The sequence below is a fragment of the Halomonas sp. AOP5-B2-8 genome (assembly GCF_052376475.1).
In the GTDB taxonomy this organism is placed as follows: domain Bacteria; phylum Pseudomonadota; class Gammaproteobacteria; order Pseudomonadales; family Halomonadaceae; genus Vreelandella; species Vreelandella casei.
Map to the genome: position 1 here is coordinate 180,722 of NZ_JBQSVS010000006.1, position 17,076 is coordinate 197,797.

General features: G+C 53.5%; 17 protein-coding genes. 16 read left to right on the plus strand and 1 reads right to left on the minus strand.

Annotated elements, in window-relative coordinates:
• Positions 1 to 133 precede the first annotated feature (133 nt).
• The 9 genes from ACT3RP_RS15125 to ACT3RP_RS15165 all read left to right on the plus strand — a co-directional run bounded on the left by ACT3RP_RS15125 (position 134) and on the right by ACT3RP_RS15165 (position 8,697).
• The gene (locus ACT3RP_RS15125) at positions 134 to 967 is read left to right on the plus strand and encodes a CoA transferase subunit A (protein WP_483394081.1); all 834 of its coding nucleotides are present in this window, start codon (positions 134 to 136) and stop codon (positions 965 to 967) included.
• Positions 967 to 1,740: a CoA-transferase subunit beta gene (locus tag ACT3RP_RS15130; RefSeq protein WP_193063064.1), complete on the plus strand. Its 774-nt coding sequence runs from the start codon at positions 967 to 969 to the stop codon at positions 1,738 to 1,740. Before ACT3RP_RS15125 ends, ACT3RP_RS15130 begins: the two co-directional genes overlap by 1 nt.
• 20 nt (positions 1,741 to 1,760) lie before the next feature.
• Positions 1,761 to 2,963 carry a 3-oxoadipyl-CoA thiolase gene (gene pcaF / locus ACT3RP_RS15135; protein ID WP_483394140.1) on the plus strand — a complete coding sequence of 401 codons (1,203 nt, stop codon included), beginning with the start codon at positions 1,761 to 1,763 and terminating at the stop codon, positions 2,961 to 2,963.
• 11 nt (positions 2,964 to 2,974) lie between these two features.
• Positions 2,975 to 4,159, plus strand: a complete 1,185-nt coding sequence (locus ACT3RP_RS15140; protein WP_483394082.1) for an alpha/beta fold hydrolase — start codon at positions 2,975 to 2,977, stop codon at positions 4,157 to 4,159.
• 13 nt (positions 4,160 to 4,172) lie between these two features.
• Complete coding sequence (gene pcaH, locus ACT3RP_RS15145; RefSeq protein WP_193063068.1) at positions 4,173 to 4,895, plus strand: protocatechuate 3,4-dioxygenase subunit beta; 723 nt, start codon at positions 4,173 to 4,175, stop codon at positions 4,893 to 4,895.
• 16 nt (positions 4,896 to 4,911) lie between these two features.
• Positions 4,912 to 5,544 (plus strand): protocatechuate 3,4-dioxygenase subunit alpha, encoded by a 633-nt coding sequence (gene pcaG / locus ACT3RP_RS15150; protein ID WP_483394083.1) that lies wholly within the window; start codon positions 4,912 to 4,914, stop codon positions 5,542 to 5,544.
• A gap of 305 nt (positions 5,545 to 5,849) precedes the next feature.
• Complete coding sequence (locus ACT3RP_RS15155) at positions 5,850 to 6,875, plus strand: TRAP transporter substrate-binding protein (RefSeq protein ID WP_483394084.1); 1,026 nt, start codon at positions 5,850 to 5,852, stop codon at positions 6,873 to 6,875.
• A 15-nt stretch (positions 6,876 to 6,890) separates the two neighbouring features.
• Positions 6,891 to 7,418 carry a TRAP transporter small permease gene (locus tag ACT3RP_RS15160; protein ID WP_193063074.1) on the plus strand — a complete coding sequence of 176 codons (528 nt, stop codon included), beginning with the start codon at positions 6,891 to 6,893 and terminating at the stop codon, positions 7,416 to 7,418.
• Positions 7,408 to 8,697, plus strand: a complete 1,290-nt coding sequence (locus tag ACT3RP_RS15165) for a TRAP transporter large permease (RefSeq protein ID WP_483394085.1) — start codon at positions 7,408 to 7,410, stop codon at positions 8,695 to 8,697. Before ACT3RP_RS15160 ends, ACT3RP_RS15165 begins: the two co-directional genes overlap by 11 nt.
• Positions 8,698 to 8,709: 12 nt before the next feature.
• On the opposite strand, the gene ACT3RP_RS15170 is transcribed toward ACT3RP_RS15165, so the two are convergent.
• Complete coding sequence (locus ACT3RP_RS15170) at positions 8,710 to 9,615, minus strand: helix-turn-helix domain-containing protein (protein WP_483394086.1); 906 nt, start codon at positions 9,613 to 9,615, stop codon at positions 8,710 to 8,712.
• A 161-nt stretch (positions 9,616 to 9,776) separates the two neighbouring features.
• Here ACT3RP_RS15170 and pobA point away from each other — a divergent pair, with 161 nt between their 5' ends.
• The 7 genes from pobA to ACT3RP_RS15205 all read left to right on the plus strand — a co-directional run bounded on the left by pobA (position 9,777) and on the right by ACT3RP_RS15205 (position 17,043).
• Positions 9,777 to 10,961, plus strand: a complete 1,185-nt coding sequence (gene pobA, locus ACT3RP_RS15175; protein WP_483394087.1) for a 4-hydroxybenzoate 3-monooxygenase — start codon at positions 9,777 to 9,779, stop codon at positions 10,959 to 10,961.
• Positions 10,962 to 11,381: 420 nt separating this feature from the next.
• Complete coding sequence (locus ACT3RP_RS15180) at positions 11,382 to 12,431, plus strand: TRAP transporter substrate-binding protein (RefSeq protein WP_483394088.1); 1,050 nt, start codon at positions 11,382 to 11,384, stop codon at positions 12,429 to 12,431.
• An 81-nt stretch (positions 12,432 to 12,512) separates the two neighbouring features.
• Positions 12,513 to 12,989 carry a TRAP transporter small permease gene (locus tag ACT3RP_RS15185; RefSeq protein ID WP_193063083.1) on the plus strand — a complete coding sequence of 159 codons (477 nt, stop codon included), beginning with the start codon at positions 12,513 to 12,515 and terminating at the stop codon, positions 12,987 to 12,989.
• Entirely contained in the window at positions 12,986 to 14,275 is a 1,290-nt protein-coding gene (locus ACT3RP_RS15190; protein WP_193063085.1) for a TRAP transporter large permease, read from the plus strand. The genes ACT3RP_RS15185 and ACT3RP_RS15190 overlap by 4 nt, the downstream gene beginning before the upstream one ends.
• Positions 14,276 to 14,363: 88 nt before the next feature.
• Positions 14,364 to 15,473, plus strand: coding sequence for an amidase (locus ACT3RP_RS15195; protein ID WP_483394089.1), 1,110 nt, complete (start codon positions 14,364 to 14,366; stop codon positions 15,471 to 15,473).
• A gap of 32 nt (positions 15,474 to 15,505) precedes the next feature.
• Complete coding sequence (locus tag ACT3RP_RS15200; protein ID WP_193063087.1) at positions 15,506 to 16,651, plus strand: acyl-CoA dehydrogenase family protein; 1,146 nt, start codon at positions 15,506 to 15,508, stop codon at positions 16,649 to 16,651.
• Between the two features lie 47 nt (positions 16,652 to 16,698).
• The gene (locus ACT3RP_RS15205; protein ID WP_193063089.1) at positions 16,699 to 17,043 is read left to right on the plus strand and encodes an IacB protein; all 345 of its coding nucleotides are present in this window, start codon (positions 16,699 to 16,701) and stop codon (positions 17,041 to 17,043) included.
• Positions 17,044 to 17,076 lie beyond the last annotated feature (33 nt).

The following is a 17,076-nucleotide window of genomic DNA, read 5'->3' on the forward strand; positions in this document are numbered from 1 at the left end:
GTAGTGGGTTCGGCAGGGGGATTTGGTAAGCGCTGATGCGTTTGACCACATTAGCGTTCAGCAGTAGATTGTTCGTATAGAGTATCTATGTTCGTATTGCGAACAATCTTCCAACTGCTAAGAGGCACCCATCATGGCCGAGTTTCTCAGCTTGCATGACGCGGTAGCGCGCTACGTTAATGACGGCGCTACCGTGGCCATGGAAGGCTTTACCCATCTGATTCCTTTTGCGGCGGGTCACGAAGTTATCCGCCAGCAAAAGCGTGACCTGACGCTGATCCGCATGACTCCCGATATCATCTACGATCAGCTGATCGGGGCGGGCTGTGCCAAAAAAGTGATCTTCTCCTGGGGCGGAAATCCGGGCGTTGGGTCGCTGCACCGCCTGCGTGATGCGGTCGAGAAAGGCTGGCCGCATCAGATAGATATTCTCGAGCATAGCCATGCGGCCATGGCCTGCGCCTTTGAAGCGGGTGCCGCAGGCTTACCTTTGGCAGTGTTGCGCGGCTATGTGGGTAGTGAGCTACCCAGCGTTAACGATCAAATCAAATTCATCGAGTGCCCGTTTACAGGGGAGCGCTTAGCCGCTGTACCATCAGTGCGCCCCGACGTTTCCATCATTCACGCCCAGCGGGCAGACCGCCAAGGCAATGTGCTAGTAGAGGGCATTGTCGGTGTGCAGAAAGAAGCCGTGCTGGCCGCTAAGTACAGCATTGTCACGGTAGAAGAGATTGTGGATGACCTTAACGCTCATCCTAACGCTTGCGTGATTCCTGGATGGGCCATCAGTGCGATTGCTGTCGCTGAGAAAGGCGCATTGCCTTCGTATACTCACGGCTATTACGGCCGCAGTAACCTGTTTTATAAAGAATGGGATGCCATCGCCCGTGACCGTGACACCTTTACTCAGTGGCTCGAGGACAACGTCTTTAACGCTGTTCCACATCATGCCGGGGAGAATGTCTAATGAGCCTTGAATATACCTCTGCTGAAATGATGTCGGTCACCGCCGCGCGGGCGCTGGAAAATGGTATGACCTGCTTTGTAGGCATCGGTTTACCCTCTGAGGCTGCCAACTTGGCGCGCCTAACTCACGCGCCTGATGTGGTGCTGATTTATGAGTCCGGTACGCTACAAACCAAGCCTGAGATTCTGCCGCTGTCGATTGGTGACGGTGAGCTATGTGAGTCCGCGCTGACCACCGTGGCGGTGCCTGAAATGTTCCGTTACTGGCTGCAGGGCGGCAAGGTGAATGTCGGCTTTTTAGGCACCGCGCAAATTGATCGCTTTGCGAACCTCAACACCACGCTGATCGGTGATTACAAAGCGCCGAAGGTACGCCTGCCGGGCGGAGGTGGCGCGCCGGAAATTGCCACCAACGCGGGGGAGGTGTTTATCACTCTTAAGCACTCCAAGCGTGCGTTTGTGAAAGATGTCGACTTTGTCACCACGCTGGGCTTTGGCCGCGATGGAAAAGGGCGCGATAACGTGCCCAATATCGGCAAAGGCCCTACGCGTGTGATTACCGATTTATGCGTGATGAAGCCCGACCCTGACAGCAAAGAGCTGGTGGTGGTCTCGTTGCATCCCGGCGTTAGCCGTGATGATGTGATTGAGGCGACAGGTTGGGAAGTGCGTTTTGTTGAGCAGCTTGAAAGTACCCCTGAACCCAGCGAGAAAGAGCTTGAAATTCTTCGTGAGTTAAAAGCACGCACTGAACGGGCCCACGCTGGCGAATAAGGAGCGTTACCATGAGCGATATGAACGACGTCTATCTTTGTCATCCCCGCCGTACCGCGGTTGGCCGCTTTGGCGGCACGCTGGCCAGCGTTCGCCCGGACGACTTCGCCGCGACGATTTTTAAAGCAGTATTGGCTGAAGCGCCGGACCTCGACCCCGCAGCGATTGAAGAAGTTTTCATGGGCTGTGCCAATCAAACCGGCGACGATAACCGTAACGTGGCGCGTATGTCGTCGCTGTTGGCGGGCATTCCTACGTCAGTCCCCGGCACTACCATGAACCGCCTGTGCGGTTCAGGCATGGACGCCGTGGGTACGGCGTTTCGTGCTATCAAAGCCGGTGAAATGGAGCTGGCGCTGGCAGGGGGCGTGGAGTCCATGTCCCGTGCGCCCTATGTAATGGGCAAAGCCGATAGCGCCTTCGCTCGTAGTCAAAAGATCGAAGATACCACCATCGGCTGGCGCTTTATTAACCCTGCGATGAAGAAAGCGTATGGGGTCGATTCAATGCCGGAAACGGCAGAAAACGTAGCCGAGCAGTTTCATATTTCCCGGCAAGATCAGGACGCCTTTGCGCTGCGTTCCCAGCAGAAAGCCGCGGCCGCCCAGCAGGCTGGTCGTTTTGCCCAAGAGATCACTGCCATTGAAATTCCTCGCCGCAAGCAGGAGCCGCTGATTTTTGATCAGGATGAGCACCTGCGCGAAACCACGCTGGAGAAGCTCGCTGACCTACCGACGCCTTTCCGTGAGGGCGGCAGTGTGACGGCCGGTAATGCATCGGGCGTTAACGACGGCGCGGCAGCCATGCTGGTGGCCAGCGCCGCTGCGGTTAAACAGCACGGTTTAACGCCCATGGCTAAAATCATTGGTATGGCCACCGCAGGCGTTGAGCCGCGCATTATGGGTTATGGCCCAGTGCCCGCAGTGCAGAAACTGCTCAAGCGCACCGGTGTTTCAATCGACGAGATCGATGTCTTCGAATTTAACGAGGCGTTCGCCGCCCAGGCACTGGCCTGTATGCGCGACCTTGGCTTAAACGATGATGACCCTCGCGTTAATCCTAACGGTGGTGCGATTGCGTTGGGGCATCCGCTGGGCATGTCAGGCGCGCGCCTGTTGCTCACTGCGGCGCATGAGTTACAAAATAGTGGCAAGCGCTATGCGTTGTGCACTATGTGCGTGGGTGTTGGCCAAGGCATTGCTACACTGATTGAGCGCGTTTAACGGAGGCGACTATGGCATTTCATACCATCAACGGCCGCAGCGTTGCCTACCGGCTGCTCGGCACACAAGCGAATCCATTAGTGGTTTTAGCGCATCCGCTGGGCATGAGCCAAGCGGTGTGGGACGACGTTATCCCGGCATTGCTACCTCGCTACCGCATCTTGACTTGGGATTTACCCGGCCACGGCGCCAGTCAGGCGGTGAGCGGTGAGAAAATTACTCCCGCTGATTTAGCCGCCGAGGCATTGGCGCTTGTCGAGCTTGCTGGCGCTACGCGCTTTCATTTTGCGGGCACGTCGATTGGCGGTGTTGTCGGCCAGCAACTGATTGCTGAGCATGATGAACGGCTGCTTTCTGCGACGCTTACCAATACCGGTGCGGTAATCGGCAACCCTGACCTATGGAATACTCGTGCGGGTCGTGTTCGCCAGGAAGGCCTGGCGGCGATGTCTGAAGAGATCGTACCGCGCTGGTTTGCCCCGGCGGCGTTTGAGGCAAGCCCGGCGCTGAAAGCGGGTTGGTGCACGCAGATGGGGCGTGGCGATGATGAGTCCTACGCACAACTGTGCGAAATGCTCGGTCGCGATACGTTTACGGGCAAGCTTTCTGGTCACGCAGCCGTACAGCTGTTTGGCGGTAGTGAAGATATGGCCACGCCACCGGCCACGCTGGAAGCGCTGTCCGCTGAACTGGACGGCGCGCCCGTTGAGATATTTGAAGGCGTAGGCCACGTGCCTTCTGTCGAAGCGCCGGCGCTCTTCGTGCAAAAACTCCTCGCGGTACTGGCCGCAGACTTAGGCGATGTGGCGAATCATGGCGTGGCGTACCAAACCGGCCTTGAGACTCGCAAACAGGTGCTGGGTGAGGAGCATGTTGCGCGCTCCACCGCCAATGCCAATAGCCTGGATGCGCCCTTCCAGCAGATGATTACCCGCTTGGCCTGGGGCGAGCTGTGGAGCAACAACGACCTAACCCGCCGCGAACGCAGTTTGATCACCACGGGCATTCTCGCCGCACTGGGGCGCGAAGAGCTTACGTTGCACCTCAAAACCGCCCAGCGGATTGGTCTCAGTGAAGCAGAGCTTCGCCAAGTGCTGATGCACGTCGCGATCTACGGCGGCGTGCCTGCCGCTAATCATGCGTTTGCGCTTGCCAAGGAGCTTGGCTGGGGTTCCGTCAGCGATGACAATAAATAAGAGGTAAAGGGCCATGACCCACGATAACAAGCGCTATGTTGAGCGCGACCGCAACTGGCATCCGCCGGCCTATGCGCCAGGCTACAAAACCTCGGTGGCGCGTTCACCGCAGCAAGCCTTGGTGAGCATGCAAATGCCAACGGCTTCTGAGCTAACCGGGCCTGACTTCACCCATTTACGTATGGGCCTGCACGATAATGATCTGTTGCTGAATTTTACGCATGGTGAGGGGCTTCCCCAGGGGGAGCGCATTATGTTGTTTGGCCGGGTAATGGATCAGTTCGGCAAGCCTGTCCCGCATACGCTAGTGGAAATGTGGCAGGCTAATGCGGGTGGTCGCTACCGGCATAAAAACGATAAGTACCTCGCCCCACTAGACCCGCATTTTGGGGGCGTGGGCCGCTGCCTAACGGATGATCAAGGGTTTTACCGTTTTCGTACCATCAAGCCCGGCCCTTATCCGTGGCCGAATGATATGAACAGCTGGCGGCCAGCCCATATTCATGTCTCGGTCACCGGGCCTTCCATTTCCACGCGGTTAATCACTCAAATGTACTTTGAGGGTGACCCGTTAATTCCTCTCTGTCCTATTGTGCATACGCTGAAAGACCCGCTTGCCGTTGAGACCATGATGGGCCGGCTCGATATGGCGCACAGCAGACCGATGGATTGTTTGGCCTATCGGTTTGATGTCGTGGTGCGTGGCGAGTTGCAAACCTTCTTCGAAAACCAATAAGGGCAGGGGATACATCATGAATCAGCCTAACAGCCAGCCGGCCAGCGAATTAATGCTGCGTGAAACGGCGTCACAAACGGCGGGCCCTTATGCGCATATTGGTTTGGCGCTGGCGGCCGCTGGAATCCCAACACGGGACGAAGAAATATGGAATGAGATGGCCAAGCCCGACGCCCAGGGCGAGCATATCGACGTTGTTGGCACTGTCATTGATGGCAACGGCGACCTGGTACGTGATGCCTTTGTAGAAGCGTGGCAAGCCGATGCTAACGGCGATTACCAGCCCGATTATGATCTCAGCAAACCGTTCAACAGCTTTGGCCGCACCGTGACAACGTTTGATCATGGTAGTGAGTGGTCGCTAAAGACCGTTAAGCCGGGGGGCGTGGCGCACCCCGGCGGTAAGATGATGGCACCGCATATTAACCTGTCGGTCTTTGCCCGTGGCATCAATATTCATCTGCAAACGCGCCTCTATTTTGAAGATGAAACCGAGGCCAACCGCGAGTGCCCAGTACTTTCGCGTATCGAATCGGATAATCGACGTCAGACCTTGATTGCTAAGCGCGAAGAGAGCGAGGGAATCGTGCGCTACCGCTTTGATATTCGCTTACAGGGTCAGGGCGAAACCGTGTTTTTTGATTTTTAAGCGCTCAGCGTTTTTTTTCAATAAACCCGCTTGGCATCCGCTAGGCGGGTTTTTGATATTAATGACATTCTAAATGTTGTAAAAATCCAATTGTCGACGGTTCGTGTGGCTTATTGATAAGTAACTTCAGCACAAATATTAGAAAGTATTAATTTATACAATAAGCATGCATCGTTATTGGGCTAGAACATCGACCAAGGTCGATTAGCTCTCTTTGCCAGAGTAGATTAACGTAGCCTATATGACGAACTAATGTTCGCTACAAAAACTAATAAAAATCCAATGAATGTCAGGAGCCTCCCCCCATGAAAAGCAAGTTTACTTGTTGTGTTTTGGCTGTCTCTATTGCTGCCGTTGGAATGGCATCGGCTCAGGCAGCCACCACATTGCGTATGGCCCACTTCTGGCCCGGCGCGTCAGGCGTTAATGAAGACATCTTACAAGCATGGGCGGATACCGTTGGTGAAGAGTCCGGTGGCGATCTCACTATCCAGATGTTTCCATCCGGTACGCTAGCCAAGCCGGACTCCATTTATGAAGCGGCGGCCAACGGTATTGCCGACATTGGCGCCACTGCACAGGGCTACACCGCTGGGCGTTTCCCCCTTTCGCAGATCGTAGAGCTGCCGGGCATAGCGGCAACCGCCACTCAAGGTGCCTGTGTGCTGCAAACGCTTTACGAAGAAGGCCACCTGGATTCTGAGTACGAAGATACGCGCCCGCTATTTATGTTTACCACTGGGCCTGGCGGCATTCACACCATTGATACGGATGTACAAACACCCGCTGACCTAGAGGGGCTGCGTATTCGCCGGCCTACCGCGGTGGCGGGTGAAATGCTGGAAAATATGGGCGCCACCCCCGTAGGTATGCCGGCACCGGATATCTACACCTCCATGCAGCGCGGCGTGATCGATGGCTTGAGCTTTCCTTGGGAAGGTTTGAAAGGCTTCCGTATCAATGAACTCGTGAGTTATCACACCGAAGTGCCGTTCTATACATTGATCTTCGTCGCGACGATGAACCAGCACGCTTATGAAAACCTGACACCTGAGCAACAAGCGATTATCGACAATAACTCCGGTATGAAATGGGCTGAAAAAGCGGGTGAAGTCTTTGACCGCCTGGATGTAGAAGGTAAGCAGGAGGCTGTCGACGCTGGGCATACCATTCGCGAGATCGAAAACCCGCTGCAGCATCCTGATTGGCAAGGGCCGCTTGAAACCGGTATCGAAAACTATTTAACCGAGCTGGAAGAGCGTGGCCTAAGCCAGGCACGAGACGTGTATGCGGCAGCACAAGCCGCCAGCGAGTTGTGTAGCGCTCAATAACAAAGGTAGCGTGTAATGCAATCGTCTCTCTACAGGGCCAGCCATTGGCTGGCCCGCATTTGTCGCTTTATCGCTGGTATTGCGCTTATTGGCTTGCTAATGGTTACGATTGCCGATGTGAGCACGCGCTATCTTGCCCGGCTGACGGAAGGCGCTGTATCCCTGCGTGTTTACGGGAGTGTCGAGCTGGTCAGCTATTTAATGTTGTTCGCCTTACTTGCGGCAATGGCGGCCAATGTAGAGAAAAGCCAGGTCGTGGTGGAAGCCTTTTCGCACCGGCTACCCTTGGCGATTAAAAATCGCCTGCAAGGTGTTTTCTTGCTTGGTTTTGTGGTGCTGGGGCTGATTTTGTTTGTCGGCCTGCTGGACTCCGCTGCTGCTGCCTCGCGCCACGGCTCAACGACCCAGGATCTTCGATTACCGATGGGGCCGATTTATCAATTGGCAGCGGGACTTAGCTTGTTGCTTGGGCTGCGTAGTTTTATTCATGCGCTGCTCGGCGTTATCTATGCTAAGGGAGAGGGCGCGGCTCATGGGGAGTGAAGTTATCGGGGCCATTGGGCTCGGCCTGTTATTGGTACTCATGATTCTGCGCGTACCGGTCGCGCTCACCATGCTAATTGTTGGCGTCGTGGGTTTTGCCCAGATTATCAGTTGGGACGCGGCGATCGCCCAGTTAAAAACGGTGCCGGTGGAGGTGCTCTCCAACTACAGTTTTAGCGCCGTGCCCATGTTTATTTTAATGGGTGTACTGGCTGCCCATTCGGGCATGGCCGGTAAGCTTTTCGATTCGACTCGCGTCATTTGCGGGGGCTGGAAAGGCGGCCTTGCCATTGCTGCGGTAGGCTCATGCGGTATCTTCTCGGCTATCTCCGGTTCGTCGCTGGCCACCGCCAGTACCATGACGCGGGTTGCGCTGCCGGAAATGGAGCGCTACGGCTATAACCGCGGCCTGGCCACCGGAGCGCTGGCGGCTGGTGGCACGCTGGGCATTATGATTCCACCCAGTATCGCGCTACTTATTTACGCTATTCTTACCGAGCAGTCGGTGGGCGATATGTTTATGGCGGGGCTGATCCCCGGCTTACTGGGCCTGGTGATGTATGCACTCACCGTTACGGTGGTGATGTATTTACGCCCCACCTTAGCGATTGCCGGTGAGCCAACATCATGGAAGGAAAAGTTGGCTTCCATCTCGGGGCTGGTGCCTTTTTTTGGCGTTTTCCTAGTGATGATATTGGGCATCTACTTCGGTGTGTTTACGCCAACCGAAGGGGCAAGCGTCGGCGCGTTTGCAACGTTGCTGTATGCCGTGGTCAAAGGGATGCGCGGTGGCGGGCTGTGGCGCAGCGTACAGGAGACATTAGCGCTTTCGGCGGTGGTGTTCTTTATGCTGGTGGGGGCTGAAACGCTGGGCTATTTCATTTCCGTATCGCGCATTTCTTTCTCGATCAGCGATTTTCTTTATGGACTGGATGTTGCCCCTATCGTGGTCGTGCTATGCATTCTGCTGCTCTATTTTGTGCTGGGCATGTTTATGGACTCGATCGCCATGCTGGTCATTACCGTTCCGGTTGTCTTTCCGATTATCCAGGCGCTGGGTATCGATCCCGTATGGTTCGGTATCATTACGGTGTTAACGGTCGAACTGGGGCTGATTACGCCACCTGTAGGCATGAACGTGTTTGTGATCAAAGCGATGGCACCGCATGTGGGGCTGGGGGAGATTTTTAAAGGCGTAGCGCCGTTTATCGTTTCAGACTTTTTACGCCTGGCCTTATTAATTATATTTCCCGTACTTTCAACTTACTTCCTACTGTAAGCCGCTACACGTTTAAATTGCTTTCAGTTGCCCCGTTTGCCGCTGGCGAAACTCACGCGGGGCAAGTGACGTATTGCGCTTAAAAAAGCGCGTAAAGTAGGCCGGCTCAGAAAACCCAAGGCTATCGGCAATCTGGGCAATTGTCATGTTGGTGTAAGTCAGCTGGCGTTTGGCTTCCAGCAGAATTCGCTCGTGAAGTACTTGAAGCGCGCTACGATCCACCAGCTTTCGACACAATAAATTGAGGTGGGCGCTGCTGATATCAAGCTGTTCGGCGAAGGTTTCAATGCTGGGTTGCTCTCGATAGCGCTGCTCAACCAGCGTTTGAAACTGCTCAAGATGCTGACGGCCTTTTTCGCGCCGGTGAGGGCCCAAACGCTTAGCGTTTGCCTTGGCCGGTATTACTAAACGCTCCAGCTCTATCGTTAGCGCTTGGGTTAATGCTTCAAGCAGCTGCTTCCTGCCAAGGGCAGGCTGGCGATATTCCTGATCGATCTGGGCGACCAGTCGGGCAATTCGCGTTGTGCTATGGGTTGCAGCCAGGCGATAAAAACCGGCCTTCTTTAACACCCGGCCCTCTTCCAACGCACCATGTAGATGGTCCGCTAGTGGTTTTGCCAAGGTGATAATGTGGCCTTGTATATCCGATGAAAAGTGAAAGCCATGGATGGTCATGGCGGGCACAATGATAGTGGCCGCCCCTTCAAGCGTATGACTCGTTCCCTCCAGCGCTAACTCAACGCTGCCTTGGCTAATAAACAGAATATGCACAAGGTCGGCATGGCGATGTGGACGAATATGCCAGTCATGCAGCTGGCTCCGCTCGGGGATTGATTCGCAGTGCAGAAGATCCGGGGTGGGCCAATGCTGTGTCTCACCGTAGAGCTTGAATACCGGAACGACGGTATTGGATAACATGGCCACCTCCACTTTCAGTATGCGACTAACAGTATGCGACTAAGGTTGGGAGTTGATGCTGTAAAAGTCCAGATAGTAGCCCGTATACTGCCTTATTATTACTTCTTTTTCATTGAAAAATACAACAATAAACGATAGATAATGATAACGAAGGTGTTGCCATGAACACTCAGGTCGCAATTATTGGCGCAGGGCCCTCAGGGCTACTGCTAGGCCAGCTATTACATCATCAAGGCATTGATAACATTATTGTCGAGCGCCGCTCGGGCGAGTACGTGCTGAGCCGTATCCGCGCCGGAGTGCTTGAGCAAGGCATGGTAGACCTGCTGCGTGAGGCGGGCGTTGATCAGCGGATGGATAAGGAAGGCCTGCCACACGACGGTTTTGAGCTGGCTTTTGATAATCGTCGCGTACGCGTCGCGTTAGATGAGCTGACCGGCGGCAGTAAGGTCATGGTGTACGGTCAAACGGAGGTCACCCGTGATTTAATGGCCGCGCGTGAAGCCTTAGGCGCCACGACCCTTTACGAAGCCGAAAACGTTCAGCCCCATGCCCTGGACAGTGATCAGCCTTATATTACGTTTGAGAAAAACGGCGAAATCGTGCGCCTGGACTGCGACTACATTGCCGGTTGTGACGGCTACCACGGCGTATCGCGTCAATCGATTCCTAAAGACCGTATCAAGGAATTCGAGAAGGTATACCCGTTTGGCTGGCTGGGTATGCTCTCGGATACGCCGCCGGTTTCTGACGAGCTGATTTACGCGCGTCACGAGCGTGGTTTCAGCCTATGCAGCATGCGCTCCGCTACCCGCAGCCGTTACTACCTTCAGGTGCCGTTGGATGAGAAGGTTGAAAACTGGTCAGACAAGCGCTTTTGGGAAGAACTAAAGCGTCGCCTGCCGGAAGAGGTGGCCAACCAGCTGGTGACCGGGCCTTCGATTGAGAAAAGCATCGCGCCACTACGCAGCTTTGTCGTGGAGCCTATGCAGTATGGGCGGCTATTTCTGGTCGGTGATGCGGCGCATATCGTACCGCCTACGGGGGCTAAAGGCCTTAACCTGGCAGCTAGCGACGTGAATACGCTTTACCGGCTGATGGTGAAGGTCTTCAAGGAAGGCCGCATGGATTTGATCGAGCACTATTCGCAAACCTGCCTGAAGCGTATCTGGAAAGCCGAGCGTTTCTCCTGGTGGATGACATCCATGCTGCACACTTTTTCAGATGGGGATGACTTTAATAGCCGCCTTCAGTTGGCTGAGCTTGACTACGTGACGAGCTCTAAAGCAGGGCTGACTACCATTGCCGAAAACTATGTGGGCCTGCCCTATGAGTCGCTTGAATAGTTCTCGACTTGTTCAGGCATATCTAGCTTATCCAAGTTGACGCTTAGGCTTTTTTGGGTTTTCTCTCCCGGTTTAAAAAGAGTTTCCGGGGGCTAAGTAAGCAATGGCGGAGGAGTCTATATTGTGTGTAAGGTTTTCGCTTGAGCAGATCGAGTTAAAAGTAAGCAAATCCACTTCAATGCGCACAGTATTGGTGCGGTGGTGCTGGCTGAGCAATCCTCTTACTTTATGAGTTAGCTAGTTATTTTATAACTGTATGTATCTACTTGATAAGTAACTTTTTAATTTTCATTGGCAATTTTATTGCTATAAAAATATAGATTTACTCTTGGGTATTTACTTTACTTTTCATGTGATGTTGAATGTTTATTCTAAGCTTTATCTGACATTCAACATAAAAATAAATAGGGCTAATGACCAATGACTAGCAAAAAAATGCTACGGCTCGAAATTTCTCGGCACCGCCACTTTCTGAAGAGGTTGAGTGGCGTGTGCGCTGGAGCGTTGCTTAGCACCAGCGCGTTAGCTGATAGCATCAACCTCAGTTATGCCTTCTTTGCGCCTTCCCAGACCTTTCCTGCTGTGCAAATGGAGCGCTGGGCCGAACTGCTTAATGAGAGAACCGATGGGCAGGTGTCGGTTAATACCTTCCCAGGTGGGACGTTACTCAGTGCAGCCAATATGTTTGATGGCGTCTTGAACGGTGTTGCGGATATCGGCCTCTCTGCTACGTCATACGAACCGGGGCGTTTTCCGTTGCTTAATTTGGCTGGTAATCTCACGGGTATTGATGTGAGCTCGCAAGTTGCCAGCCAAGCGGTGTACGAGCTAATCAACGAGTTTCCCGCAGAGGCTCTGGGGTTAGAAGATTTCAAAGTCATTACGGCGTTCACTTCTGAGCCTGGCTATCTACATACTGATGAGCCTGTCACCTCGTTGGAGGGGCTCGATGGTAAAGAGATAAGAGTGCCGGGTGACAGCACGGCTGTCGTTCAAGCACTTGGTGGTGTGCCTGTGGGTCTCACTCAGTCAGACACCGGAGAAGCCCTTCAAGCAGGCATTGTGAGTGGCTATGTCGGTTCGCGTGAGACATTAATGGATCTGCAGTATGCCCGTAGTGTGAGCTATATCACTGATTACCCCCTGACTAACGTTGTTTTTGTGGCTGTTATGAATCGGCAGCGTTGGGATTCGTTGCCCGAAGATATTCAGCAGAAAATCGACGCTTTAGGTGCCGAGATGGCGTCCTATGCTGGCGAGTATTTAGATGGGCATATCCAGGAGTCGTTAACGTGGGCAACTGAAACCCATGATCTCGAACAGCTGACGCTAAGTAATGATGAGACCCAGCGCTGGAAAGGACGGCTTGAGCCCATTAATGAGCGCCGCCTGGAAGAGGTCGCTGCTCAGGGTTTTCCCGCTTTTGAGTTGCGTGATCGTTTTATTGAGTTGATCGAACACACTCAGTAATCATCTTCAACTTCTTTGGACGGGTGCGTTGTCCTTGCGCTCATAGAGAGTGTGCTATGTTGATCCGTCTGGGTGATTGCTATGCATAAATTGAATTGGGTTGTCAGTCGGCTATTGCTTTATATAGCGGGCGCCGCATTGCTGGCCATAGTGTTTCTGGTAGTAGGTAATATCATTATGCGCCAAGTCAGTTCCTCATTTGGGGGTACGACCGAAATGGTGGGCTGGCTAACAGCGGTGGTCGTTGCTTTATCGCTAGCTTATTCCCAGCTTACCAAGGCGCATATTGAGCTGGACTTAGTCGTTACTCATCTACCTGTCCGCTTGCAAGGCATCCTCTATGTTGTCGTTGCTGGAGCAAGTTTCTTATTCTTCTCTATGGTGGCTTGGAAACTTTGGGAGTATGGCTTTAGCGCCATGCAGAGGGGGGCCTTATCGCAAACGTTACGTATTGCGTATTACCCCGTCGTTTATCTGGTGGCATTAGGGTTTGCTGCTTTTGGTTTTGTTCTTTTAACAGATTTTCTAGGCAGCCTGAAAAAGGTGATAACACAATGAGCATGACTCTTGTCGCTTTATTGGGCGTACTCGGCTTATTTCTTCTTATTTTACTGAAAATGCCCATTAGCTTTGCCATGTTTATGGTGGGCTTTTTTGGCATGCTTTATATGACTAGTCCTATTGCTGCTTATAACGTTATTAGTTCTGGCATCTGGGAGCAGTTATCTGGCTACTCTCTTAGTGTAATACCGTTATTCATTTTCATGGGGGAGTTGCTATTTCGCTCGGGTATAACGGAGAAGATATTTACGGCAGCCTATGCATGGATAGGTCATTTCCGCGGTTCCATGGCCACAACAACTATTCTTAGCTGTGCGGGTTTTGCCGCCGTTAGTGGCTCGAACACTGCGACTGCGGCAACTGTGGGTACCATTGCTCTCCCCGAAATGAAGAAGTTTGGCTACAACCGTGCTTTAAGCGCGGGGAGTGTCGCGGCAGGTGGGACGTTGGGAGTCATCATTCCGCCCAGCTCTGTACTCATCATCATTGCGCTACAAGCTGAATTAGCCATTCGTGACTTGTTTCTGGCCAGTATCGTCCCTGGGCTGATTTTAGTGCTGCTATTCATCGCTACTATCGCACTACTTTGTCGGCGCCGGCCTGAAATGGGGCCCGCAGGTGCCCGCTCTAGCTGGTCCGTACGCTGGCGTTCGCTGAAAGGTGTTATAGAAGTGGGCATTCTTTTTATGCTGGTTCTGGGGGGGTTGTTTGCTGGCTGGTTTACCTCTACAGAAGCTGCTGCAGTGGGCTGTGTTGGAGCGATGTTGATTACACTGGTGCAGGGAAAACTCTCCTGGACCGTCTTAAATGATGCCATCACCAATTCGCTTAAATCATCGGCAATGATTTTAATGTTGGTCGCCGGTGCGGTTATTTTTGGTCGCTTTCTGACGATCACGCGTTTGCCTTTCATCGTCGGAGAGTGGGCCGCTGCTTTGCCCCTGCCTGCTGTTCTGGTGATGGCATGCATTCTGCTGATCTATGTGATTGGGGGGGCGCTAATGGATGCAATGGGCTTTCTGATTATCTCGATTCCGATTTTTTTCCCAGTGGCGATTGCGCTGGGCTATGACCCGGTTTGGTTCGGTGTGGTGGTATGCATCGTGACGAGTATGGGAGCCATTACACCGCCGGTGGGAGTAAATGCATTCATCGTAAAGAGTTTGGATTCAGAGTTGCGGCTGGGCGAAACTTTCCGTGGAGTAGGTTACTTCTTACCCCCTTATCTACTGTGTATTACCTTGTTGTTAGTGCTTCCTCAACTCGTATTATTCGTTCTTTAGCATCGTTAGCTAAGTAAATGGATATAAATTTAATACTTATGCCCATTTACTTGAAATTTCATGTGATAAGTCTGGTGAGGTGGATGAAGTGACCATACTTTCAGCGAGATTAAATCTAGGCCAGGGGCCACGATCAGCTATTGTCAAAGATACGATTGATATCGCCGGTTTTCCCACCTGCGCAGGGTCAGCAGCCCTTGCTGATGCACCGCCAGCCACGGCGCATGCAGAGATTGTCAAACGGACCCTGGAAGCGGGATATCGGATTGTAGGCAAAGCTAACCTGCATGAACTGGCCTTCGGCATGACCGGTGTCAACGCATGGGCAGGGACGCCAGAGAACCCAAAATATCCCGCGCTGATACCCGGGGGCTCGTCTAGCGGATCCGCCGCAGCGGTGGCTGCGGGCCTTGCTGATATTGGCATCGGTACCGATACAGGCGGCTCCATCCGTGTCCCTGCGGCCTGTTGCGGTGTCTACGGCTTTAAGCCCACCTATGGTCGCTTAAGTCGACAGGGCGTCATGCCTATAACCAGCAGCCTTGACTGCGTGGGGCCTATGGCTAGTGAGCTGGCGGCACTGATTGCCTTTATGTGTGCCATTGATCCAGATTTTCAGCTCGATCCGGCCGCGCCTGAACCCACGCTAGGCGTTGTCGAGGTAGAGGCGGAGCCAGCGATTCTTTCTGCTATCCACATGCAGATCAAGCGCTCTCAACTGAGCGCGACGGATGTTGCATTACCCATGATGGCGGCAGCCTATAAGGCGAGCATGGCAGTGATTAGCCGTGAAACCTATCTTGCCTGCAGCTCGTTACTAGAGAGCGGCAAGGTGGGGGGCGATGTCGATAAGCGCTTGCGCGCGGCAGCAGCAACGACAGATGCCGAGCTACAGCAAGCTGAGGAGGTGCGCCTTGCTTTCACCTCACAGGTAGATGTTCTTCTGGAAACTAACGATGTGCTGGTCTTACCCACATTGCCACATTTTCCCATGACCCTTTCGGATGCTCTTTCAGGCCAACAGGACCTGATGATTTCGTTCTGTGTTCGGCCCTTTAATCTTTCTGGGCACCCCGCCTTGTCGATTCCTCTTGCGCCCCATCAGGGACTTCCTGTCTCGCTACAAGTTGTGGGAAGGCGAGGGGACGACGCCGGTGTGTGTAAGGCGGCCCTACATCTCATGAGAAACAAGGCCTAAGGGACTTGAGACATAACTAATAGGAGTGAGTGATGCAGCCGTACATTGATAAAGCACAGTGGGGAGGAGAGGTGCGCTTTAACGCGCTGCTCGAAACAATCAGGTCCCGACGTCAAGAATTCGAGGAGCTGCGTCATATCCCTATGGATATTATTGAGGAATTCAAGGCCATTGGGGTGTATCGCGCTATGGTGCCAGTGAGTTTCGGGGGCGACGAGAAATCACCTGCTGAATTTCTGCGAATGGTCGAAGCGATGTCTTCCGCCGATGGCTCCGCTGGCTGGGTCGCGAGTTTTGGTATGAGTCCCGCTTACTTGGCGGCCTTACCCGAGGAGACATTACGCAAAGTATGGCAGGAAAGCCCTGATGTCGTTTTTGCAGGCGGTATTTTCCCTCCCCAGCCTGCCGTGCGCACGGAGCAAGGTTTCAAAATCCAAGGTCGCTGGAAGTTTGCTAGTGGCTGCATGGGTGCTTCGCTGTGCGGGGTGGGTATTCAGCCAGAAGAATCGGGAGCACTGCCACGTATGGCGGTGCTCCCGCGTGAGCAGGTTGAGATCGACCCTACCTGGAATATGGTCGGCATGGTGGCGACCGGGAGCCATGATTTGGTCGTAAATGAGGCGGAAGTTCCTGAAGAGTGGACCTTTGTGCGGGGGGGCAAGCCCAACATTGACGCACCATTCTTTCGCTACCCTTCTCTCTCCTTTGCCGCACAGGTGCTGTCGGTCACAACCCTAGGTATGGCACGTGAAGCGTTGGACGTTGTACGCGCTTCTGTGGCGGGGCGTAAGTCGATTACTGGCGCGCCTAACCTTGGTGAACGCGAGTATGCACAGATAGCGCTGGCCAAGGCAGAGGCTCGTGTTCAGGCCGCTCGGGCCTTTTTCTATGACAGTACTGATGATGCTTGGAATGCCATTGAGAAAGGTGGCATTCCGAGTCGTGAACAGATCAATCTGTTGCGTTTATCTACCACTCACCTGACCCACGAATGCGCAGCGGCTATTCAGGAAGCCTACCGCATCAGTGGCATGGGGGGGGCTGATAATACTCATCCACTTTCAAGAATCCTGCGTGACTCACAGCTGTGCACTCAGCACGCCTTTATGGGTGAGATCACCTGGAAAAATGCCGGAGCGATTTTCTTCGGTCACGACCCGCTGCCTGGCTATCTATAGATCAGCCAGCAGCATTAAAAACCTCAATTTTATCGGGAGAAACCAACATGCATCGCGTACTTTTCTGCATCGGCATCAACCAGAATTTTATGGACGCTACCGCTGACGAAGGCAAGCAAGTTTGGCAAGCCTTCAGCCAGATGATGCAAGGCATCGATGAACTACCCGGCGTCACTATCCTTGGAATTATGGACGATGACCGCATCATGGTCGGCCCATCAGCAACAGCTCCCTGGACGGCCTACATCATGGCCGATGTCCCAGATTATGAGGCTGTCGTCGCTGCCTGCAATTTCTTCCGCACTATCCCTGTGGGTGATGGCACCTACAAGCTGTGGAAATACGCACGTGTCGAAGCCCGCATTGGTCGTGAACTGGTGGTACCTGAATAAAGGCAGCAGTTGCTGGCCAAGGCATGAGGAGAA